This window comes from Blastococcus sp. SYSU DS0617 (assembly GCF_054051075.1).
Genome location: NZ_JBJHAO010000003.1, coordinates 22,120 through 42,229 on the forward strand (window position 1 = coordinate 22,120; position 20,110 = coordinate 42,229).

General features: G+C 74.5%; 21 protein-coding genes. 8 read left to right on the top strand and 13 right to left on the bottom strand.

The genetic code is table 11. The annotated features are described in order from the left end of the window. Window positions 1-37: 37 nt before the first annotated feature. Together ACI793_RS04700 and ACI793_RS04705 are read left to right on the top strand one after the other, a co-directional pair. Window positions 38-490: a winged helix-turn-helix transcriptional regulator gene (locus ACI793_RS04700; RefSeq protein WP_456605209.1), complete on the top strand. Its 453-nt coding sequence runs from the start codon at window positions 38-40 to the stop codon at window positions 488-490. 175 nt (window positions 491-665) lie between these two features. Continuing rightward, window positions 666-1,076: a hypothetical protein gene (locus ACI793_RS04705; protein WP_456605210.1), complete on the top strand. Its 411-nt coding sequence runs from the start codon at window positions 666-668 to the stop codon at window positions 1,074-1,076. Window positions 1,077-1,100: 24 nt separating this feature from the next. Here ACI793_RS04705 and ACI793_RS04710 read toward each other — a convergent pair whose 3' ends face one another. Genes ACI793_RS04710 through ACI793_RS04720 form a run of 3 tightly spaced genes read right to left on the bottom strand, consistent with a single transcriptional unit; the run spans window position 1,101 to window position 3,400 of the window. Next, entirely contained in the window at window positions 1,101-2,030 is a 930-nt protein-coding gene (locus tag ACI793_RS04710) for an oxidoreductase (RefSeq protein WP_456605211.1), read from the bottom strand. A 19-nt stretch (window positions 2,031-2,049) separates the two neighbouring features. Continuing rightward, window positions 2,050-2,238, bottom strand: coding sequence for a hypothetical protein (locus ACI793_RS04715; RefSeq protein WP_456605212.1), 189 nt, complete (start codon window positions 2,236-2,238; stop codon window positions 2,050-2,052). A gap of 25 nt (window positions 2,239-2,263) precedes the next feature. Next, window positions 2,264-3,400, bottom strand: a complete 1,137-nt coding sequence (locus ACI793_RS04720) for a serine hydrolase domain-containing protein (protein ID WP_456605213.1) — start codon at window positions 3,398-3,400, stop codon at window positions 2,264-2,266. Between the two features lie 140 nt (window positions 3,401-3,540). On the opposite strand from ACI793_RS04720, the gene ACI793_RS04725 reads away from it, so the two are divergent. Continuing rightward, window positions 3,541-4,059: a hypothetical protein gene (locus ACI793_RS04725; RefSeq protein ID WP_456605214.1), complete on the top strand. Its 519-nt coding sequence runs from the start codon at window positions 3,541-3,543 to the stop codon at window positions 4,057-4,059. 193 nt (window positions 4,060-4,252) lie between these two features. Here ACI793_RS04725 and ACI793_RS04730 read toward each other — a convergent pair whose 3' ends face one another. Both ACI793_RS04730 and ACI793_RS04735 read right to left on the bottom strand, forming a co-directional pair. Further along, window positions 4,253-5,149: a diguanylate cyclase domain-containing protein gene (locus ACI793_RS04730; RefSeq protein ID WP_456605215.1), complete on the bottom strand. Its 897-nt coding sequence runs from the start codon at window positions 5,147-5,149 to the stop codon at window positions 4,253-4,255. Window positions 5,150-5,371: 222 nt separating this feature from the next. Beyond that, window positions 5,372-7,216 (bottom strand): ABC transporter ATP-binding protein, encoded by a 1,845-nt coding sequence (locus ACI793_RS04735; RefSeq protein ID WP_456605216.1) that lies wholly within the window; start codon window positions 7,214-7,216, stop codon window positions 5,372-5,374. A gap of 86 nt (window positions 7,217-7,302) precedes the next feature. Here ACI793_RS04735 and ACI793_RS04740 point away from each other — a divergent pair, with 86 nt between their 5' ends. After that, window positions 7,303-7,719 (top strand): MarR family winged helix-turn-helix transcriptional regulator, encoded by a 417-nt coding sequence (locus tag ACI793_RS04740; protein ID WP_456605217.1) that lies wholly within the window; start codon window positions 7,303-7,305, stop codon window positions 7,717-7,719. 63 nt (window positions 7,720-7,782) lie between these two features. On the opposite strand, the gene ACI793_RS04745 is transcribed toward ACI793_RS04740, so the two are convergent. Together ACI793_RS04745 and ACI793_RS04750 are read right to left on the bottom strand one after the other, a co-directional pair. After that, on the bottom strand, window positions 7,783-9,042 hold the full coding sequence (locus ACI793_RS04745) for a hypothetical protein (RefSeq protein WP_456605218.1): 1,260 nt from the start codon (window positions 9,040-9,042) through the stop codon (window positions 7,783-7,785). Window positions 9,043-9,108: 66 nt separating this feature from the next. Beyond that, a complete protein-coding gene (locus ACI793_RS04750) occupies window positions 9,109-9,888 on the bottom strand; it encodes a helix-turn-helix domain-containing protein (RefSeq protein ID WP_456605219.1) in 780 nt (259 codons plus the stop codon). Between the two features lie 87 nt (window positions 9,889-9,975). Between ACI793_RS04750 and ACI793_RS04755 the strand changes: the two genes are divergently transcribed. After that, the gene (locus ACI793_RS04755) at window positions 9,976-10,389 is read left to right on the top strand and encodes a hypothetical protein (protein ID WP_456605220.1); all 414 of its coding nucleotides are present in this window, start codon (window positions 9,976-9,978) and stop codon (window positions 10,387-10,389) included. A 128-nt stretch (window positions 10,390-10,517) separates the two neighbouring features. Beyond that, on the top strand, window positions 10,518-10,643 hold the full coding sequence (locus tag ACI793_RS04760; RefSeq protein ID WP_456605221.1) for a hypothetical protein: 126 nt from the start codon (window positions 10,518-10,520) through the stop codon (window positions 10,641-10,643). Window positions 10,644-10,650: 7 nt separating this feature from the next. On the opposite strand, the gene ACI793_RS04765 is transcribed toward ACI793_RS04760, so the two are convergent. Beyond that, a complete protein-coding gene (locus tag ACI793_RS04765) occupies window positions 10,651-11,130 on the bottom strand; it encodes a DnaJ family domain-containing protein (RefSeq protein ID WP_456605222.1) in 480 nt (159 codons plus the stop codon). Window positions 11,131-11,278: 148 nt separating this feature from the next. Between ACI793_RS04765 and ACI793_RS04770 the strand changes: the two genes are divergently transcribed. Beyond that, the gene (locus tag ACI793_RS04770; protein WP_456605223.1) at window positions 11,279-12,292 is read left to right on the top strand and encodes an ATP-dependent DNA ligase; all 1,014 of its coding nucleotides are present in this window, start codon (window positions 11,279-11,281) and stop codon (window positions 12,290-12,292) included. Window positions 12,293-12,374: 82 nt separating this feature from the next. Then, window positions 12,375-14,219, top strand: a complete 1,845-nt coding sequence (locus tag ACI793_RS04775; protein ID WP_456605224.1) for a diguanylate cyclase domain-containing protein — start codon at window positions 12,375-12,377, stop codon at window positions 14,217-14,219. Between the two features lie 33 nt (window positions 14,220-14,252). On the opposite strand, the gene ACI793_RS04780 is transcribed toward ACI793_RS04775, so the two are convergent. The 5 genes from ACI793_RS04780 to ACI793_RS04800 form a co-directional block, all read right to left on the bottom strand. Continuing rightward, window positions 14,253-15,101, bottom strand: coding sequence for an SDR family oxidoreductase (locus ACI793_RS04780; protein WP_456605225.1), 849 nt, complete (start codon window positions 15,099-15,101; stop codon window positions 14,253-14,255). Between the two features lie 73 nt (window positions 15,102-15,174). Then, window positions 15,175-16,179, bottom strand: coding sequence for an anti-sigma factor RsbA family regulatory protein (locus ACI793_RS04785; protein ID WP_456605226.1), 1,005 nt, complete (start codon window positions 16,177-16,179; stop codon window positions 15,175-15,177). Between the two features lie 167 nt (window positions 16,180-16,346). Next, window positions 16,347-17,933: a methyl-accepting chemotaxis protein gene (locus ACI793_RS04790; protein WP_456605227.1), complete on the bottom strand. Its 1,587-nt coding sequence runs from the start codon at window positions 17,931-17,933 to the stop codon at window positions 16,347-16,349. 135 nt (window positions 17,934-18,068) lie between these two features. After that, window positions 18,069-19,193 (bottom strand): class I SAM-dependent methyltransferase, encoded by a 1,125-nt coding sequence (locus ACI793_RS04795; RefSeq protein ID WP_456605228.1) that lies wholly within the window; start codon window positions 19,191-19,193, stop codon window positions 18,069-18,071. After that, entirely contained in the window at window positions 19,190-20,104 is a 915-nt protein-coding gene (locus tag ACI793_RS04800) for a haloalkane dehalogenase (protein WP_456605229.1), read from the bottom strand. Before ACI793_RS04800 ends, ACI793_RS04795 begins: the two co-directional genes overlap by 4 nt. Between the last annotated feature and the right edge of the window lie 6 nt (window positions 20,105-20,110).

Genomic DNA, 20,110 nt, shown 5'->3' on the forward strand with positions numbered 1-20,110 from the left:
CGCCCCTCGGTCGGTTCGGTATGCGAACCTTGAGGGCATGGCGCGACTGGACGAGCTCCCCGGGCGGCGCTGCTCCATCGCGGGCGCGCTCGACGTGGTCGGCGATCGCTGGGCGCTGCTCGTCGTCCGCGAGGTGTCGCTGGGCGCGCACCGGTTCAGCGAGATCCGGCGCGGCACGGGCGCACCGCGGGAGCAGCTGACCGCACGCCTGGGCGCCCTGGTCGACGCCGGGGTGCTCGAGCGGCGGCCGTACAGCGACAGCCCGCCGCGCTCGGACTACCACCTGACGCGGGCCGGCCGGGATCTGCTGCCGGTGCTGCAGGCGCTCATGCAGTGGGGCGACCGCTACGTCGCCGACGAGCCGCCGGTCGAGCTCCACCACTCCGGGCACCGGATCTCGGCCTCGTGGGTCTGCGACGTCTGCGGCGAGCCGGTCGGCCGCGGGGTCGAGCGGCACGTCCGCGAGCGGCACGAGCCCGCCGCCGGCTGACGTCCTCGCCACTGCGGGGAACGAGGGCCCCCGACGCGCCGGCGGGGCCCGGTCCGGGCGGGCGCGCCCCGGGGCGTAGGCCGCGGGACGGGCCCGGGAGGATGACCGCCGACCTCCCCGACCAGCGGAAGAGACCCCGTTGCCCGACAGCGCCCGACCCCGCCGCCTCCGCGAAGTGCTCGCCACCCGCCGCGGCTACGTGCTCGCCTGGTGGGGCTTCACCGCCACCTTCGCGCTGCTGCGCCTGCTCACCTGGCTCATCGAATCCGATGTGGACGTCGCCGGCATCGGGGACGTCGAGGCCGGCGGTGTCCACCTGCACCACTACCTCTGGGGCATCCTCCTGCTCGCCCTGATCGGCTTCCTCGGCCTGGGCGACCGCGCCCCACGCGCCCGTACCGCCATGGGGTTCGGCTACGGCGTCGGACTCGCCCTCGTCGTCGACGAGGCAGCCCTGCTCATCCAGCTCGACGACGTCTACTGGGACACGTTCGGCTGGGTCAGCGTGGGGCTGGCGGTGCTCCTGATCGGCGCCACCGGCAGCGTCCTCGCCCTCACGCGGTCGCCCCGCCAGCCAGGCACCTGACCCGGCCTGCGCGGGCGTCGTCCGTCAGCCGCGCGGCACCACCAGGGGAACCCCGGTCTCCTGCTCGGAGACCGCCCACAGGACGTCTATCTGCTTCTGCAGGTCGTGCCGGCGCAGGATCGGCCGCCGCACCGGCGGTCCGTGCGAGCCGAACCGCGGCGCGTAGAGCTCACCGCCCCGGGCCCCCGGATCGGTGGCCGCACGCAGCTGCGGCCGGGCGCCCTCGAGCGGCGTCATGCCCGACCGCGCCGTCATCGCGTGCGCCGCCGCCCCCACCCAGCCGGCACCCCCCTCGCGCACGGTGCGCGCCTGCAGGTCGGTGTTGGACAGCCCCGGGTGGGCGATCAGCGACGACGCCGCCGCTCCGGAGCGCTCGAACCGCTGCTGCAGGCCCAGCCCGAAGTGGAAGTTCGCCCACTTCGCCCGCGCGTAGGAGCCCCACGTCCGGTACTTCCGCGTCATGTGCGGATCGGCCGCGTCCAGCGGTCCGCCCATGAATCGGGCGGTGCTGGTCACGGTCACCACCCGGGCGGCCGGGGCCCTCAACAGGGCGGGGAGCAGGTGCGCGGTGAACGCCCAGTGGCCGAGGTGGTCGACGCCGAACTGCATCTCGAAGCCGTCGACGGTGGTCCGCTGCGGCATCGCCATCACCCCGGCGTTGTTGACCAGGAGGTCGATCCGCTCGTGCCGGCCCAGCACCGTCTCCGCCGCCGTCGCCACCACCTCCAGCTGGCCGAGGTCCAGCGGCACGACCTCCAGCGACGCGGCGGGATACCGCTCCCGGATGCGCGCGGTGGCCGCCGTCGTCTTCTCCGGGTCCCGGGCGGCGACGACGACGTGCGCGCCGGCTCCCGCCAGCGCCAGGGCCGTCTGGAAGCCCAGCCCGCCGTTGGCCCCCGTCACCACCGCGGTGCGGCCGCTCTGGCCGGGGATGTCCTTCTCGGTCCAGGCCACGGTCGGATCCTTCCGCAGGTCAGCGCAGGCGGCCCGTCGCGCGCAGCTCGACCGCCGTCAGCACCTCCCAGCGGACGGCACTGCTGCCAGGGCGGACCACCCGCCAGTAGCGGGCGAACCGCTTCCGGCTGGCGTCGTCGGTAGCCGCGATCCGCGTCTCGGAGCCCACCCGCGTCCCGCCGCCGCTGGGGGTGAGCCGGAAGTCCATCGCGACCTTCGTCCAGCCCGGGGCGTCAGCGCAGTGCGGCGTAGACGGCGCGCACGTAGGCCTCGCTGCGCGGCGACCCGAGCACCCCGCCGGCCATCCGGTTCATCATGTAGGTGATCGTCAGCCGCCGGTCGAGGTCCATGATCGCCAGCGAGCCACCCCAGCCGCCCCAGAAGAACGTCCGGCCCTCGGGCACGTAGGGCACCGCGGGGGTGCCCAGGCAGAAGCCGGTGCCCCACCGGATCGGCACGCCGAGGACCAGGTCCACCCCGTCGGACTGCTGGTCGAAGACCCGCTCCACCGTCTCCGGCGAGAGCAGCCGGACGCCGCCGGCCTCACCGCCCAGGCTCAGGGCGCGCAGCACCCGCATCACCCCACGGGCGTTGGAGTGCCCGTTGAGCGCACCCAGGTCGGCGGCCCGCCACTCCGGCGTGTTCGCCGCCGTGGCCGAGGCCTGGGGGCCGGTGAACGTCTTGACCGCGACCGACTCCGGGTCCGGCGCGGGGCCGCCCGCCTCGGGCCGGGGCGGGGCCACGACGGGCGCGATGCGGGAGACCTCGGACTCCCGGGCCCCGATCTGGAAGTCCGCGCCCAGTGGATCGGCGATCCGGTCGGCGACGAACTTCTTGAAGGTGGTGTTCGTGATCCGCCGGACGACCTCGCCGACCAGGTGTCCCTGGTTGTTGGCGTGGTAGCCCGAGGCCGTGCCCGGCTCCCACCACGGCCGCTGCTGCGCGAGCCGCTCGGTCGCCGCGTGCCAGTCGTACATGTCGCGGATCGAGAAGGGCTGCTCCCAGCCCGAGACGCCGGAGGTGTGCGACAGGAGATGCCGTACCTGGACGTCCTTCTTGCCCTTGGCCGCGAACTCCGGCCAGTAGACGGCCACCGGCGCGTGGAGGTCGAGCTCACCGCGGTCGACCAGCATCAGCGCCGCCAGCGCCGTGACGCACTTCGTCGTCGACCAGACGTTGACGATCGTGTGCTCCGACCACTCCTGGGTGCGGGCCTCGTCGCGGTACCCGCCCCAGATGTCGACGACGGTCTCGCCGTCCAGGTCGACGGCGATCGAGGCGCCGAGCTCCTCGCCGCCGTCCAGCTGCTGGCTCAGCGCCTCGCGGACACCGGCGAACCGCTCGTCGCACCGGCCGTGGACCTCGGCCATTCCACCCCCCGTCTCGGGGCGGCCAGGTCGCCGCACCGTCCCGCGATGACATCACGCCCCCGGGACGGAGACAACGCGGGGCGGGACTCTTCGGAGACCCGACCATCACGTTGAGTTTTGACTGCGATCACGTTGGGTAGTTGTCGATCATGTCCAATTCTTCAGCAGCACACGCACCCCAGGGCGAACTCCGCCACGACCGGCGGGCCAACCCGATGGGCGCCTACGTGGCGACCGCCGGTGTGGTCGTCTTCCTGATCGCCACCTTCCTCGACTGGGTCTCCACCCAGGACGACTCGGTGACCGGGAGCGGTTACGAGACCGACACCGTCATCCCGCTGCTCGCATACCTGGGCATCGGCCTCGCCGCGGCCCTGCTCTACGCCGCCGGCCGGGCCCGCGGCCGCCAGCACCGCGGACTCTCCCTGGTCACCATGGCCGCCGGTGTCGCCGCGACCCTGCTGTCCCTGAGCTACATCATCGACGCCCCCGGCGCGCTGGAGCGCGGCGGCGACTACTCCGCCGAGCTCGGCAGCTGGATCGGCCTCGTCGGCGCGCTCGTCTGGACCATCGGCGCCTTCCTGCTCGCCAAGGAGCCCGAGGGCGACGACGACTGGCACGGCGCCGACCGCGTGGACAGCGGACGCAACGCCCACTGATCCACCCCCAGGTGCGGACGCCGCACCTGAGCGCGGACACCACGGGTGCCCGTCCCGAGCTGCGGCTCCGGGCGGGCACCCGTTGCGCGTTCCGGGCCGCGGTCGGCCGGGCGCGCGGACCAGACGTTCCGGCCCCGGACCTGTCCCTGCCCGCACCATGGCGGTGGCCGGACGGACGAGGCGCCGTGGGCCGTCAGCCGCGGGGCGTCTGCCGGCGGTGGTGGCTCTTGGCCCCGTACATGGCGCGGTCGGCGCGGGCGATGAGATCGTCGGGGGTCTCCCCGGGCCGGCTCAGGGCCACGCCGACGCTGACGCCGACCGAGATCGCGCCGGCCGGCAGCACGACCGGTGCCAGGACCGCGGCCCGCACCCGCTCGGCCAGCGCGGCGAGATCCGCCTCGTCGCAGGCCGGGCACAGGACGACGAACTCATCGCCACCGAAGCGCGCGACCAGGTCTCCCGCGCCGACGAGCCCCGCGATCCGGCGGGCGGCCTCGGCGAGGAGCTGGTCACCCACCGCGTGCCCGAGCTCGTCGTTGATGAGCTTGAACCGGTTGAGATCGCAGAAGAGCACGCCGACGGGACCACCGTCGGCCGCCCCGAGGTGCCGGTGCAGCGCGTCGAACAGCGCAGCGCGGTTGGGGATGCCGGTGAGCAGGTCGGTCTGCGCCCGATGGTGCAGCCGTTCCTCCCGTTCCCGGTCCGCGGTGACGTCGATGCCCACGCAGGCGACAGCGAACGGCCGGCCTGCGTCGTCCACCAGGACGGTGTTCCGCATCGCCACGCGACGCCGGACGCCGTCCCCGGTGAGCCAGTCACCTTCCTGCGGATGGGCCTGCCCGGTGGCCAGCGCCCGCGCGACGGCGTCCTGCGCCAGTTCGACGTGCTCGGGAACGACGTAGACGTCCCAGAACGGCTGGCCCAGCAGTCGGTCGGGGCTCCGGCCGGTGAAGCGCTGCACGGCCGGGTTGGCGAACACGATCCGGCCGTCCGCGTCCACGATGCAGACCAGCGCCTCCGTGGCGTCGATGAACGCGGGCACCAGCGCGCGGGCGCCGGCGCTCGCCGTCTCCAGCCTCCGCGTGGTCACCGGCGGCTCCTTCCCCGACGGCCCCGGTCGCACACCGGTCCCGGTCGCCCACAGGTGCCGACCCCACGAACCGCGAGGGGTTCCGCCCCCCGGCAGCAGGCCGCGCCTCCGTCCCGCCGGATCCGGGCGTGGCCTGGGGAAAGCCCTACTGCGGGGAAGAAGGGCTCCGACGGCGCCACCACGGGCCATCTTCCCCGCAGTTGCGGCCCCCGCCGGGAGGCCTCAGCCGGCGAGGACGGCGTCCCGCTGGGCGAGCCCGACCAGGCGGGCGTAGCGACCACCCAGCGCCAGCAGCTCCTCGTGGGTGCCCTGCTCCGCCACCTCCCCGGCATCCAGGACGACGATGCGGTCGGCGTCGCGCACGGTCGAGAGCCGGTGGGCGATGGTGATCGTGGTGCGGCCGCGACTGGCCTCGTCGAGGGCGGCCTGGACCGCTCGCTCCGTCTCGTTGTCCAGCGCGCTCGTGGCCTCGTCGAGCACCAGCACCGCCGGGTCGCGCAGCAGCGTGCGGGCGATCGCCAGGCGCTGCTTCTCACCGCCGGAGAACCGGTACCCCCGGGCGCCCACGACGGTGTCGTAGCCGTCCGGCAGCGCGGTGATGACCTCGTGCACCTGCGCCCGGCGGGCCGCGGCGACCATTTCGTCGTCGGTCGCCCCGGGCTTGGCGTGCCGGAGGTTCTCCCGCACAGTGCCGTGCAGAAGGTACGTCTCCTGGGAGACGACGCCGACGATCCGAGCCAGGTCGGCGAGCGCCAGATCGCGGACGTCGATGCCGTCGACCAGCACGCGCCCGGTGGTGGGGTCGTCGAGCCGGGCGACGAGCGAGGCCAGGGTGCTCTTGCCCGAGCCGGTCTCGCCGACCAGCGCCAGCGCGGAGCCGGCGGGCACGCTGATGTCGACGTCGCTCAGCGCGGGGCGGACGCCGTCGGGATAGCGGAAGCCCACCCGCTCGAAGCGCACCTCGCCGCGCACCGTGGCCGGGTCGACGGTGACCGGGTGCTCGGGGTCGTCGATGTCGACCGGCAGGTCGAGGTACTCGAACACGCGGCTGAACAGCGCCATCGAGGCCGTGAGCGAGACCCCGATGTCGAGCAGCTGCATCAACGGGCGGAACAGCGCGCCCTGCAGCGTGGTGAAGGCGACCAGCGTGCCGATCGTCATGCCGCCCGACGTCGCGGGCAGGCCGGCGGCCAGGTAGATCAGCGCGGGGATGCCGGCGAAGACGATGCTCATGGTGGCCATCCGCCAGCGCCCGGCCAGCTGCGAGCGCACCTCGAGGTCGACCAGGAACGCCGACGTGCCGGCGAACCGCTGCGACTGCGCCGGCCCGGCACCCAGTGTCTTGCCCAGCAGGACGCCGCTGACCGACAGGCCCTCCTCCACCTGCGAGTGCAGATCGGCGAGGTGGCGCTGGCGCTGCGCGGTGATCGCCCGGCGCATCCGCGCCACCCGGCGGGTCAGCCAGATGGCCGGCGGCAGCACCACCAGCGACAGCAGGGACAGCCGCCAGCTCAGCACCGCCATGGCCACGACGGTGCCGATGACCGTGGTGGCGTTCGCGGCGAACGACGTGGCGGTGGAGGTGACGACCGACTGCATGCTGCCGATGTCGTTCATCAGCCGCGACTGCACCTCCCCGCCCTTGGTGCGGGTGAAGAAGCCCAGCGACTGGCGCTGCAGGTGGGCGAAGACCGCCGTCCGCAGGCCGTGCATGACCCGCTGCCCGACCGTGGTGGACAGCCAGGTCTGGACGACGCCGAAGACCGCCGTCACCACGGTGACGGCGAGCATGCCGCCGACCGCCCAGAGCAGCAGCGGCACGTCCTGCTCGGGGATCGCCTCGTCGATGACGAGCCGGATCAGGAACGGGGTCGCCAGGGCCACGACGGAGGAGGCCACGATCAGACCCATGACGACGGCGAGCTGGCCGCGGTAGGGCCGGAACAGCGCGGCGACCCGGCTCCAGCGGACCGGGGACCGTTCGAGCTGCGCGCGGTCGGCCGGATCCGGCCTGCGGCCCGGTCCACCGCCGCCACCGCCGAGGCCGCCCCCGCGGCCACCGGACATCATCTCGCTGATACGCCACCTCCTGGCTCAGATGCTGAGGTTACCTCATGGTCCGGTAGCCTCGGCGTCTTCGCTACTGTTCCCCCGTGGCCGACGAACCGACCGCCGAGCTGGGCGAGCTGCTGATGCGGGTGGCGCGCACCCAGCGCCGCCGCTGGCGGGACGCGCTGGCCCCGTGGGACCTGTCCCCGCACCAGGCACGGGCGCTGCGGGTCGTCGTCGAACGGGACGGCGTCCGGCTGTCCGACCTCGCCGAGTCGCTGCACATCGCGCCCCGCTCGGCGACCGAGGTGGCCGACGGCCTGCAGGACCGGGGCCTCGTCGAGCGCACCCCGGACCCGGCGGACCGCCGCGCGGTGATCCTGCGCCCTACGGCGGAGGGCCACCGCGTCCGGACCGAGGTCGGCCGCGCTCGTGCGGCGGACAACGAGGCGCTGCTCTCCCGGCTGTCGCCGGAGGACCGCGCCACCCTCGCCCGCCTGCTGAGCGCTCTGGTCGACTGACCTCCCGGAAGCCCCGAGCGCCCTCCCGACGGGGTCAGGAGGGCGCTCGGGGTCGGCACGCCGTCAGAAGCGGTGCGTGGCCCCTTGGTACTTGCCGCCGTAGGTCTTCCACATCTTCGCCGCGTTGACCAACTGCGCCTTGGAGCATCCCCGGACGTATCCGAACCAGTGAAAGTCCCGGGTGACCTGGTAGGCCATGCAGTCGGCCTGGCCCTCGATGCCGAGGCCGGGCCAGAGCCGGGCCGCCTGCTTCTGCACCGTGCCGAAGCGCCCCTGCACCACGGACCGGTACTGCACGATGTGCGCGCACTCGTGCAGCGCGACGAAGCGCAGCTCGTCCGGCGCCATGCCCGACCGGAGTTCGATGCGGGTGAGCAGGACCTTCTTGCCGCGTGCGAACGCCATCCCGTACGAGGCCCGTCCGGCCACCGACCCGCTCGTGACGGCCGGGGTGTCGATGAGGATCTGCGTCTTCGGGCAGTACTTCGCCATGTAGTGACGGGCCTCGGCGACGTAGGCGGCGCGGTTCCGCTTGGCGGTCTGGTAGACGGAGAAGGGGGGCGTGATCACCGTCGGGCTCCAAGCCGTGGCCCGGCTCACGAACCGGTGGGTGGCGTGGCCAGCACGGACTGGGATCCTGATCCGGACCGTTACGTCGGTCCCGGTCTCCGGTGCCCGCGCGCGGCCGACGTTGACCCAATTCGACCCTGCTTTGCGCTGCAGGTCGACGACCTGGCCGTGCGCGCGGTCGATCTCCAAGCTCGTGACCAAGTTCTGCGGCGACGTCGTGGTGAGACGCAGGCCGGCACCCATCCAGTCATAGGTGGCCAGGAAGTCACCGGCGTTCCGGAAGAAGACCCGGCCGTCGTCCTTGCGCAGCGTGAAAGTGGCCGCCTCGGTCGTGGCGAGCTGACCGGTGGAGGGAACTCGGGACAGGGCACGGAACGTGTGTGTCCCAGGACCGGGCACGAGGGCGGTGGCGTCGAACTCGAAACACCAGCCCCACACCGGGCGGGCCGCGTAGGTGCGCTTGTCCACCCACGCGCCCCCCTGCAGAGCCTGGACGAGCACGGTCTGTCCGCTCTCGAACCCGTATCCCGACGGGCACACCGCGGGGTTCTGTCCGGCCGGCAGCTCGCCGCCGCTCTGGCTCCAGGAGAGGGAGAAGTCGGCCGCCTTCGCGGCCGGCGTCACCCCCAGGACGACGACGGCGGTCAGCACGACCAGTGCCGCCCTGCTCAGACTCCGCATGACATCCCTGCTTCCGGTGATCACGAACCTGCGGGGTCGATCGGCACGACACCGTTCCGGCTTGAGGCGCACGCCGGAGCTCCCTCCAGCGAGGGAGGCGGCCGCGACCGCGGTCCGGGGGTGGCGGTGGGGTGCTGGTCAGGCGAAGCGGTGCAGGGCGGTGGCGGTCGCGGCGTCCGCCGGAAGGAACGCCTCGACGGTGAGCTCGGCCGCAGTGAGGTCGACGGCCGTGCCGAAGGTGGTCACCGTGCTCAGGAAGCTCAGCACCTCGTCGCCGGAGCGGAGGAGCAGCGGCACGGCGATGCCGTTCGGCGGGGTCCGGTCGAGCCCGCCCGGCAGGGCGAGCAGCTCCCGGTGCAGCGCCGCCAGCTCGAGGTCACCACCCAGGTGCGCCTCGCGACCCAGCCGGTGCAGGACGTGCCGCCGCCACTGGGCGAGGTTGAGGATCCGCGGCGCCAGTCCGTCGGGGCGCAGGCTCAGCCGCAGCACGTTGACCGGCGGCTCGAGCAGGTGGGGCGCCGTTCCCTCGAGGAGCATCGCCACCGCCCGGTTCGCCGCCACCAGGTTCCACGACCGGTCGACGGCCAGCGCCGGGAAGGGTTCGTAGGCGGCGAGGACGAGGTCGAGCGCCGCGCGGACCGCGGCCATGTCGGGATCGCCGAGGTCCCTCCGGCGGTAGGCGGGGGCGAAACCGGCCGCCGCCAGGAGCTCGTTCCGCGCGCCCAGCGGCACCTCCAGGTGCTCGGCGAGACGCAGCACCATCTCGCGGCTGGGCCGGGCGCGGCCGGTCTCGACGAAGCTCAGGTGCCGCGCGGAGACGCCCGCCTCGCCGGCGAGGTCCAGCTGGCTCAGCCGGCGGCGCTGCCGCCACCGGCGCAGCAGTTCGCCGACGGCTGGCGCCGCTACCGCGCTGGTCACGGGGCCGACGCTAGCGACGACCGGGGGGCCTGTCGCCTACCTCGGAGGTAATCGACGCGGCTACCCCGGGGAGCCACGGTTGCCGGCATGACCACGCAAACCGCACCCGCTGCCTCCCCGCTCACCCGCGCCGGCGGACTGCTCCGCCTGGCCCTCGGGCTCGACGCCGTCGTCACCGGCGCGAACGGCGCCGCCTACCTGCTGGGCGCCACGTTGCTCGACGGACCGCTCGGCCTGTCCCCCGCTCTGCTCCGCGGCGTCGGAGCCTTCCTGCTGGTGTACGCGGGCGCCGTGTGGCTCGTCGCGACCCGTCGCCGGATCCCCGGCGCCGCGGTCGAGGCGGTCATCGGCGCCAACGTGCTCTGGGCCCTCGGCAGCGTCGCCGCCGCCGCCGTCGGTATCGGTGCGCTCACCGACCTCGGCGCCGGATGGCTGCTCCTGCAGGCAGCCGTCGTCGCCGGGTTCGCCGCCGCGCAGGTCGTCGGCCTCCGCCGGCGCTGAGCGTCGTCCTCCCGCACCGCAGCGCGTCCTCCCTCACCGCCCACCGTTAGGGGGGACGCGCCACGATCAGGTCACCTGATCCCAGCGGCTGCCCGGCGCGGGGAGGCGAGGGGCCGCAGAATCGCAGCGTGACCGAGCCGCGCGACGACGACGAGACCAACAACCTGCACCCGGGCCAGCACGACGAGGGCGGCCACGGCGGCATGGCCACCCGCGAGCACGACGCCCACCAGGAGGAGGAGAAGCAGGACTGAGCCGGCGTCAGCGCCGGCGCCACCACCGTCGCCGGGGCTCCGACTGCGCCTGCGGCTCGACCGGCGCGGGCTGCAGTGGCGGCCGGTCGCGCACCCACCCGTCGACGAGCGCATCGACGTCGGCCAGCCCGGGGACCGCGGCCCAGCGGCTCTCGGCCGGCCGGCGCCAGAACTCCTCCACGCGGGCGTTGTAGTCCTCGGCGAGCGCACGCACCTCGGCCTCGGTCCGAAAGTGCGCCACCCGATCCGGCAGCTCGTCGCGTTCGCGACGCAGCCGCAGCCCCGGCGGCAGCATCGCCGCGGTGTCCACGCCCTCCCGCCGGGCCTTGGCCAGCGCCCAGTCGTAGGCGGTCTCCTCGCGGTCGAGATTCCGCAGCGGCCGGCCCGCGCCGGGCAGCGCGGTGAAGTCGCCGCGCTCCTGCGCCTGGGTGATCTGCCGGTCGACCCACGTCTCGTAGGAGACGCCCGGCGGCTTCCGCTCGGTCACGTCCGCCAGGGTACGAGTCCCCGAGACCTCGGCACCCGGCGTCGCCGAGTGGTTCGCCGCGGGCCTCGGCCGCCTCGGGCCCGCCCGATCGGGTGTGCCCCCGGCCCTCCCGGGTGCGCGCGGGTCGCCCCCGGGCCAGGCTGGTGCGGTGCCGCTGACCGCTCCCGGCCTCCCGGAGCTCCCGCCCGGGCTGACCGGCCCCGTGGGGGTGCAGCTGGCCAAGCCGGTGCGCGAGATCCCGCGGGCCTTCGCCTTGCCGGGTGGCTGCCGGTACGAGCCGAAGTGGGACGGCTACCGCCTGGTGATCGTCCGGGACGCCGGCTCGACGCGGCTGTGGAGCAAGCAGGGGCGCGACCTCACCGACCGGTTCCCCGACGTCGCCGCGGCCGCGCTGGCCCAGGTGCCGGCCGGCACGGTGGTCGACGGCGAGGTCGTGATCTGGCACGACGACCGGCTCGACTTCGGGCTGCTCCAGAAGCGCATGGTCGCCTCTCCCGGCCGGATCGGCGCCCAGGTCGCGGCCCACCCGGCGTCCTTCGTCGCCTTCGACCTGCTGGCCCTCGGCGGAACCGACCTGCGGGACAAGACCCTGGGCCGCCGCCGCGCCGAGCTGGAGACCCTGTCGGCCCGCTGGGCGCCGCCCCTGCAGCTGTCCCCGAGCACCGACGACCCCGCCCTGGCGCAGCAGTGGTTCGAGGACTTCCGGGTCGCCGGCGTCGAAGGCCTGGTCGCGAAGGGAGCCGGCACCCGGTACGCGCCGGGCCGCCGGGAGTGGCTGAAGGTGAAGAGCTGGGAGAGCACCGAGGTGGTGGCCGGCGGCGTGATCGGCTCCCTCGACCGGCCGAGCCAGCTGGTGGCCGGGCGGTACCGCGCGGGCGAGCTGGTGGTCGTCGGCCGCACCAGCCCCCTGTCGCCCCGTCAGGCCGGGGAACTGGCGGCCGTCCTCCGGCCGGGCGACGACGACCACCCGTGGCCCGATCGCATCGGCACCGGCCGGTTCGGCGGCGGACGGCTCTCGGTGCCGCTCACCCGCGTGCGTCCCGATGTGGTGGTCGAGGTGAGCGCCGACGCCGCGCTGCAGGCGGGGGTCTTCCGGCATCCGCTGCGCTTCCTCCGGGTCCGCGCCGATCTCCGGGTCGAGGACCTCCCACCCCTGCCCTGAGCTGCGCGGATGCGTCCGGGCGCACCTCCCCCACACGGGTGAATGCCCGCAAGGTCATCGGCACCGATGTCGATGGGAGACCGTGAGCGCCTCCGTCGTCCCCACCGCCCGTGCCGCCTGGCTGCACGGGGCGCTGGTCGTGCTGCTGGTGGCCGGGGTCGTCTCCGTGCCCACGGGCCCGTGGCGGCCGGCGGCCGAGGTCGCGCTCTTCGCCCTCGGCATCGCCGCCGTCCGCATCGCCCTCGTCCGCCACCGGACGCCGTCGTCCCTGGCGTGGCGGGCGCTGGGCGCGGGCCTGGTCCTCTTCCTCCTGAGCTGCCTGGCCGAGGTTCTCGAGCTGGCCGGCATCCAGGCGGGCGCTGCCGGCGCCGCGGAGTCCGTCCTGGACGTCGCGGCCTACGTCGCGATGGGGGTCGGCGCGCTGGGCCTGGTCCGCGGCGGGCGCCGCCGCCTCGAGCGCGGATCGTGGCTGGACACCGCGACCCTGGTGCTGGCCGTGGGGCTGGCGCTGGTCGCCGTCACCAGCGACGGGCGCACGACGGCCGACGAGGTCATGGAGCTGAGCATCGGCACGCCGGTGCTCTCCGTCGTGCTGCTCATGGTCTGCGTGCCGCTGGCCATGTCCCGGCGCCAGCGGGCCGTCGCCACGACGGGGCTGCTGGCCGCGGCCGCCCTCACCGTCATCGGCTACGGCGGCCGGCTGATCGTCGGGGCGCCGCTGCGCGAGATCGCACTGCTCGACCCGCTGCCGCTCCTGGCCGTCGCCGCGCTGACCATCGCCGCGCGGCACCCCTCCGTCGCCGACATGGGGCGGGAACCGGAACCGGACGAGGAGGCCGACGGCTCCCGGGTCATGGGCGTGGGCACCACTCTCCTCATCAGCCCCGCCCTGCTGGTCCTGTGGAGCATCCGCCACGGCGGCATCGGATACGTCCTCGGTCTCGGCACCGCGGTGCTCACCGGCCTGGCGCTGTGGCGGCTGGCCGGCCTCGACGCCGACCGCGAGCGGACCCGCGCCGCGCTGACCGCCAGCGAGGCCCGGCTCCAGCTGCTGCTCGAGAACGCCGCCGACGTGATCGCCATCGTCGAGGCGCGGTCCGGCACCATCACCTACATCAGCCCCGCCGTCCAGTCGCTGCTCGGCCGTCCGCCCGCCTACTACGTGGGGCGGGAGGCCATCGAGCTGGCCGACCCACGGGACCAGCCGCGCCTGCGCACGGCGGTGGCCGCCGCGGACGACGCCGCCGACGTCCATGCCGGCGCGGTCGACACCGACATCCGGGTCGAGCACAGCTCCGGTGGCACCCGGTGGGTGGAGATGCGGATCAGCGGCCGGGTGAACGCCGCCGGCATCAAGGGCTGGGTGGTCAACTTCCGCGAGGTCACCGACCGCAAGAGCCTCGAGGACGAGCTGCGCCGCCAGGCCCTGAGCGACCCGCTGACCGGTCTGCTCAACCGCGCCGCGTTCTCCGAGCGCCTGGTCGCCGCCACCGCCTCGATCGACCCCGGCTCCCCGCCCGCCGTCCTCTTCGTCGACATCGACGACTTCAAGGACGTGAACGACTCGCTGGGCCACGCGGCCGGCGACGGCCTGCTGGTCACCGTGGCCGCCCGGCTCACCGCCGACGTCCGTGCCGACGACGTGGTCGCCCGGCTGGGCGGCGATGAGTTCGCCGTCCTGCTCGCCGACGCCGACGACGACCGGCTCCGGGACGTCGCGGACCGGCTGCTGGGCGCGTTGCGGGCCCCGATGGTGCTCGACGGGACGTCGCTGTCGGTGACCGCGAGCCTCGGCGGTGCGCTGGGCGCCCCCGGGGACACCGCGGAGCAGCTGCTGCACCGCGCCGACACCGCGATGTACGAGGCCAAGCGGTCCGGCAAGGACTCCTCGTCGCTGATCGGCAGCGGCGCGGTCCAGCCCGTCTGACCGGTCCGCACGCCGGCTCCCGGGCCGGTCCGCTCAGGCCCGGTCGAGCAGCTCCTCGAGGTCGAGCCGGGCCAGGTGCTCGGCGAAGCCGCGCGGCGGCCGTCCCAGCAGGTCCGTGAGCACCCGCGGGCTGCCGACGAACCCGTGGGCGCGCTGGTGGTCCAGCATCGCCCGGCGGCAGCGTGCCGCGTACGCGCTCGGCTGCTCACCGGCCGGGATGACGTCGTCGGCGACCACGTCGCGCCCCAGCCGTTCGCCGATGAGCTCGGCCATCCGCGGTGCCGTCAGCGGCTCCGGGCCGGCTGCCTCGAACGTGCCGCCGTCGAGACCGTCCTCGGTCAGCAGCACCGCCGCGGCCTCGGCGACGTCCTCGACGTCGACCAGCGACTGCGCCGTCCGCAGGCCCCAGTAGGACCGCAGCACCCCGGTGCGCGCCACCTCGGGCAGCACGGCGTCGAGGTTCTGCGCGTAGCCGCACGGCTGCAGCACCCGCCAGGCGACGCCGGAGCTCTCCAGCGCCTCCTCCGCCCGGTCCTTGGCCGCGTGGTGCGGCAGGACGCGGGTCTGCGGGCGCAGCACCGAGTGGTAGACGACCCGGCCCACCCCGGCCCGGCGCGCCTCGGCGAACAGGGCCGGGGCCCCCTCGGCCTCGTCCGGGTCGAAGTGCGGCCAGATGAGGTGGAACGCGTCGGCGCCGTCGAGGAGCTTCGCCCACGGCATCGGCTGTGTCAGCTCCGCGACGACGACCTCCGCGCCGAGGGCGGTGAGCTCGGGACGCGGCCCGCGCCGGGACACGACCGCGCGCACCTGCTCGCCGCGGTCCCGCAGCGCTCGGACGACGGCGGCACCGGTCTGCCCGCCCGCCGCCGTCACCACGATCACACCGCACAGTCAACAGTGCGGGAGAGAGGAAGCAAGGACCGGCAGGTCGGGCGGGCGGGGCGCGGCCCGCGCGTCAGCGCAGGCGGGTCGCGAGGCGGACGGTGAGCCCGTCCGGCCCCGGCAGCAGATCGACGTGGTCGAAGAGCTTGCGGGCCAGCCACAGGCCCATGCCGCCGCGGCCGAGGTCCGGTCCGTGCGCGGGCTGGAACCCCGCGAGCGGGTCGGCGAAGCCGGAGCCGCGGTCGGTGATGGTCACGACCAGCGTGCGGGCGTCGGCCCACACCCGCGCGGACACCGGAGGACGCCCGTGCCGGAAGGCATTGGCCGCGATCTCGGCCCCGGCGAGGAGCGTGTCCTCCCGTTGGTCGCGATCGGGCACCACCCGCTCGAAGACCGCTCCCATGGTGTGCCGCAGCCCGACCAGGCTGGTGGCGCCCTCGACGACGAGGGCGGGCGGCACGTCCTCGGCCGACTCCCGGGGGACCGGCAGCGAGCGCACGTAGTCGCCGGGGTCCTGGAAGTGCGGGCTGGACGCCCAGGTACCGCCGTCGACCAGCAGGGGATGCGTCGCGGCGGCACTGGCGACCACGGGTTCGGGGAGGTACCGGCGGTCGTACAGGCAGAGCGTCGACACCTGGTCGCCGTCCAGCAGCCCGTTGACGACGGACTCGAATCGTTGGCCCTCGCGCCAGTCGGCCGGATCGTCCCCGAAGTCCACCGCCGAGAGCACCCGCAAGCGACCGTTGCGGGTCTGGCTCGCTCGCTCGAGGTAGGCGTTGCAGGAGACCAGGGCGTCGGGCGCCCGGCTGCCGAGCAAGGACAGCTGTGGATCGTTGGGGATGGGGTGCAGGAGCCCGTCCAGCGCGTCGCTCAACAGGTGGGCGATCTCCGGGCGACAGGTCAGGGCGACCAGGTCTCCCTCGCGCAGGCCTTCCTCGAGGTACGGGACGGCGACGGCGAGCACCTCGGCGTCGGACGCGACCACCCCCGCGGCGTGCGGCCGCCGGCCGGACGGGACGGGCTCGCGCGGCGCGGGCAGCCAGGACTGCTCCGCGTGCTCGCCCGCCGCTCTCTCCACCGGCCCCTCGTCCTGTCCGTCGGCCGACGTTCCCGGCCGCATCCATCCAGTCTCGGACACACCGGTCACTTCCGCGGACACAGGGGTACCCGAACGGGTGGATCGGCGATGAGCCACCGGACGCACCGGTGGCCGCGGGCGAGTGTAGCCCCGGCCCCGGGGGTGCATCAGTAGCGGAAGCGGGCCACCGAGCCGTGCAGGGAGGTCGCCATGCGGGCGACCTCGTCGATCGCCGCCTGCGCGTCGGTCATCGCACGGGTCGTCGACGTGGTGGCGGTCGCGACGGCGTCGATGTTGGCCGCGATCTGATCGGCCGAGACCGCGGCCTCGGCCACGTTGCGGTTCATCTCCGTCGTCGTGGCGGTCTGCTCCTCGACGGCGGCGGCGATGGTGCCCTGGGAGTCGTTGATCAGCGCGATGATCGAGGAGATCTCCCCGATCGCCCGGACCGCACCCTCGGTGTCGGCCTGGATCGCCTCGACCCGGGCGGTGATGTCCTGGGTGGCCTTCGCCGTCTCCTGCGCCAGCTCCTTGACCTCGTTGGCCACCACCGCGAAGCCCTTGCCCGCCTCGCCCGCCCGGGCGGCCTCGATCGTGGCGTTGAGCGCCAGCAGGTTCGTCTGCTCGGCGATGCTGGTGATGACCTTCACGACGCCGGCGATCTCGAGGGAGGACTCCCCCAGCTTCGCGACGGTCGCCGTCGTGTCGTCGGCCGCGGCAACCGCCTGTCCGGCGACCCGGGACACCTCGCTGGCGTTCTGGGCGATCTCGCGGATCGAGGCGCCCATCTGCTCGGAGCCGGCGGACACCGTCTGCACGTTGGTCGACACCTGGCCGGCCGCACCGGCCACGATGTTGCTCTGCTGCGAGGACTCCTCGGCGAGCCGGGCCATGTCGCGGGCGCTGGCGGTGAGCTGCTCGGTGGCCGACGCCAGCGTCGTGGAGCTGTCACCGATCGCCGTCATCACCTCGCGGACATTGGCCATCGAGGTCTCCAGCGAGGCGGCCATCTGCCCGACCTCGTCCCGGCTGGTGACGTCGGTGGAGCCCCGCAGGTCGCCGTCCGCGAGCCCCGCCAGGACGGCGCGCACCTTGTTCAGCGGACGGACCACCGACCGGGTCACCACCCAGCCGAGCAGGGCGAGCACCAGCACGCCGACGACGGCGACGGCGATCGACTGCGTGATCGCGGTCCCGCGCTCGTCGCTGCTCCTGGTGGCGGCCGACTCGGCGAAGGCGGTGACGGCGTCGCCCATCGCGGGCAGCTCCTCCTCCAGCGCGGCGAAGGCCAGGGAGAACTCCGGGTAGGCGGCCGCGGCGGCCACCGGGTCGCTGCCGGCGGTGGTGACGATCGCGTCCGCCGAGGTCAGGTAGGCCTCCACGGCGGGCGTCACGGTCTCGACGGCCGCGGTCACGGCCGGGCTGAGATCGTCGGACAGCGCCTCGGCCATGATCGCGCGGAAGGTGTCGGCGTGGTCGGCCAGGTCGCTGACCGCACCGGCGTAGAGCTCGCCGGTGCCGTCGCTGAGCAGCGCCTGGAGCACGTCGGCCCGCACGGCGTCGTGCATCATGTCGGCGAGCAGGACGTCCCCGGTCACCTCGGCGCTGGCCAGCACCTCCTCGGTGCGCTCGCCGGTGTCCTGCAGCGCGCCGACGGTGACGACGGCGAACACGCCGAGCGCCGCCGCGCCCGCTGCGACGAGGGCGGCCAGCTTGACGCCGAGCGGCCGGTCGGACCAGAAGGAACGCGGCATCGTGCATCTCCATCGCCGAGCTGAGCGGTGGTTCTCCACCGTGCGCTCTACTTCGGCCCCTGCTGGAGCGACTACAGCGGAAAGCAGGACGGCTGCCGCACCTTCTCGTCCCGCCCGTCGGGCGGCCCCCGCGGGTCAGCGCCGCGTGGAGACCGTGACGGTGAACTTGGGGGACTGCTCGGCCACCCGGGTCGGCCCGACCAGGCGGGCCAGCGTCGGCTTGTAGCGGAGGGCGCTGTTGTAGACCGTCCACAGCTCGCCGCCCGGGCGCAGCACCCGCGCGGCGGCGCCGAACAGCCGGTCGGCCGCCGTGGTGACGACCGCGGCCCCGACGTGGAAGGGCGGATTGCACACCACCAGGTCGACGCTCGCGTCCGGCACGGTCTCGGCCGCGTCGTCCCGGATCACCCTCAGCCGTCCCTCGAGCCCGCTCGCGGCGGCCGTCGCGCGGGTGGAGGCCACCGCCGCCGCCGACTGGTCCACGGCGAGCACGCCGAGCGCGGGCCGCGCCGAGGCCAGGGCGGCGGCGAGGACCCCCGTACCGCAGCCCAGGTCGAGGGCGGTCCCGGCCTCCGGGGCCATGTCCCCGAGCCGGCCGAGCAGCGCCCGGGTGCCGATGTCGATCTTCGTCCCGGCGAACGCGGCACCGTGCGCGCAGACGGTCAGCCCCAGCTCCGGGTGCTGCTGGCAGCGCGGGAAGGACGGCGGCCCCGGGCGCGGACCGCGGGCCACCAGCACCCGCGACTTCTGCCGGGCCAGCGTGGCCGACACGTCGGTGAACGAGTCGCCCAGGACGTCGTTCATCGCGCGGGTCATGTGCTTGACCCGGCCACCGACGAGCACGGTGACGTCCGGCGGGGCCACGGCCGCCACCAGCTCGGCGATCTCCCGCAGGGCGTCCAGCGCCCTGGGCGCCTGCACGAGGACCACACGGGCGCCGGCGGCCACCTCGGCCAGCGGAAGGGAGCGGTAGGTGCCGGCCAGACCGGTGCGCTCGGCGTTGCGGGTCAGCGCCCGCTCCCCCACCAGCAGGTCCTGCGCCACCCGGACGTCGCGGGCACCGTGCAGCGCCACCGCACCCAGGGTCAGCGCCCCGTGCGAGTCGTCGACGACGGCGACCTCCCCGGGGCCGCACAGCGCGAGAGCGGCCGCGGCCTCGTCCAGCAGCAGCCGGTCGGTGGCGTCGACGGCGACCAGCTCGGGCGCCTCGATGTCCGGTGCGCGCCGCAACTGGGCGAAGAAGTCCGCGGCAGCGGTCACCGGGGGGTGGCCGCGATCAGCTCGACCACGACGCGGGCGAGCTCCGGGCCGACGTCCTCCTGCAGGAAGTGCCCGCCGCCGGCCAGGGTGGTGTGCGGCATCCCCTGGGCGCCGGGGACGAGCTTCTGGAACACCCGCTCGCCGCCCCGGGTGATCGCGTCGCTGTCGGAGAACGCGGTCAGGAAGGGCTTCTCCCAGCGGGACAGGACCTCCCAGGCGGCGCGGTTGTCCGCCGCGGCCGGGTCGTCCGGCGACGTGGGCACCAGCGTCGGGAAGATCCGCGCACCGGCGGTGTAGCGGTCGTCCGGGAACGGCGCGTCGTAGGCGGCGACCACCTCGGGGGCGGCGCCCTGGGCGGTGCCGTTGCCGACGATCCGGCCGATCTGGAAGTCGGGGCTCTCCTGCGAGAACCGCTGCCAGGCGAGGAACGCATCGCTCATCGGCTGGTCGCCGGTGGGCAGCCCGGTGTTGGCGACGACGACGCGCGCGAACCGGTCGGGGTTCTCCGCAACCAGCCGCAGCCCGATCAGGCCGCCCCAGTCCTGGCCGACCAGCGTGATGCCGGAGAGGTCGAGCTGGTCCAGCAGGGCCTGGCGCATCCACCCGACGTGCCGCGCGTAGCTGTAGTCGTCCCGGTTCACCGGCTTGTCCGACCGGCCGAACCCGATCAGGTCCGGCGCCACGACGCGCAGGCCCGCGCCGGCCAGCACCGGGATCATCTTCCGGTACAGGAACGACCAGGACGGCTCACCGTGCAGCAGCAGCACGGTCTCGCCGTCGGCCGGGCCCTCGTCGACGTAGGCGACGCGGAGCCGCCCGCCCTCGCCGTCGTCGACCTCGACGTACCGGGGCTCGTAGGGGAAGCCGGGCAGATCGGCGAACCGCTCGTCCGGCGTGCGCAGGGACTCCATGCCCCC

Excerpts from the sequence above, each read along its gene's own strand:
- ACI793_RS04720 (WP_456605213.1), bottom strand. The coding sequence starts at position 3,400 with ATGGCCGAGGTCCACGGCCGGTGCGACGAGCGGTTCGCCGGTGTCCGC.
- ACI793_RS04790 (WP_456605227.1), bottom strand. The coding sequence starts at position 17,933 with ATGCCGCGTTCCTTCTGGTCCGACCGGCCGCTCGGCGTCAAGCTGGCC.
- ACI793_RS04735 (WP_456605216.1), bottom strand. The coding sequence starts at position 7,216 with ATGTCCGGTGGCCGCGGGGGCGGCCTCGGCGGTGGCGGCGGTGGACCG.
- ACI793_RS04700 (WP_456605209.1), top strand. The coding sequence starts at position 38 with ATGGCGCGACTGGACGAGCTCCCCGGGCGGCGCTGCTCCATCGCGGGC.
- ACI793_RS04715 (WP_456605212.1), bottom strand. The coding sequence starts at position 2,238 with ATGGACTTCCGGCTCACCCCCAGCGGCGGCGGGACGCGGGTGGGCTCC.
- ACI793_RS04755 (WP_456605220.1), top strand. The coding sequence starts at position 9,976 with ATGACCACGCAAACCGCACCCGCTGCCTCCCCGCTCACCCGCGCCGGC.
- ACI793_RS04800 (WP_456605229.1), bottom strand. The coding sequence starts at position 20,104 with ATGGAGTCCCTGCGCACGCCGGACGAGCGGTTCGCCGATCTGCCCGGC.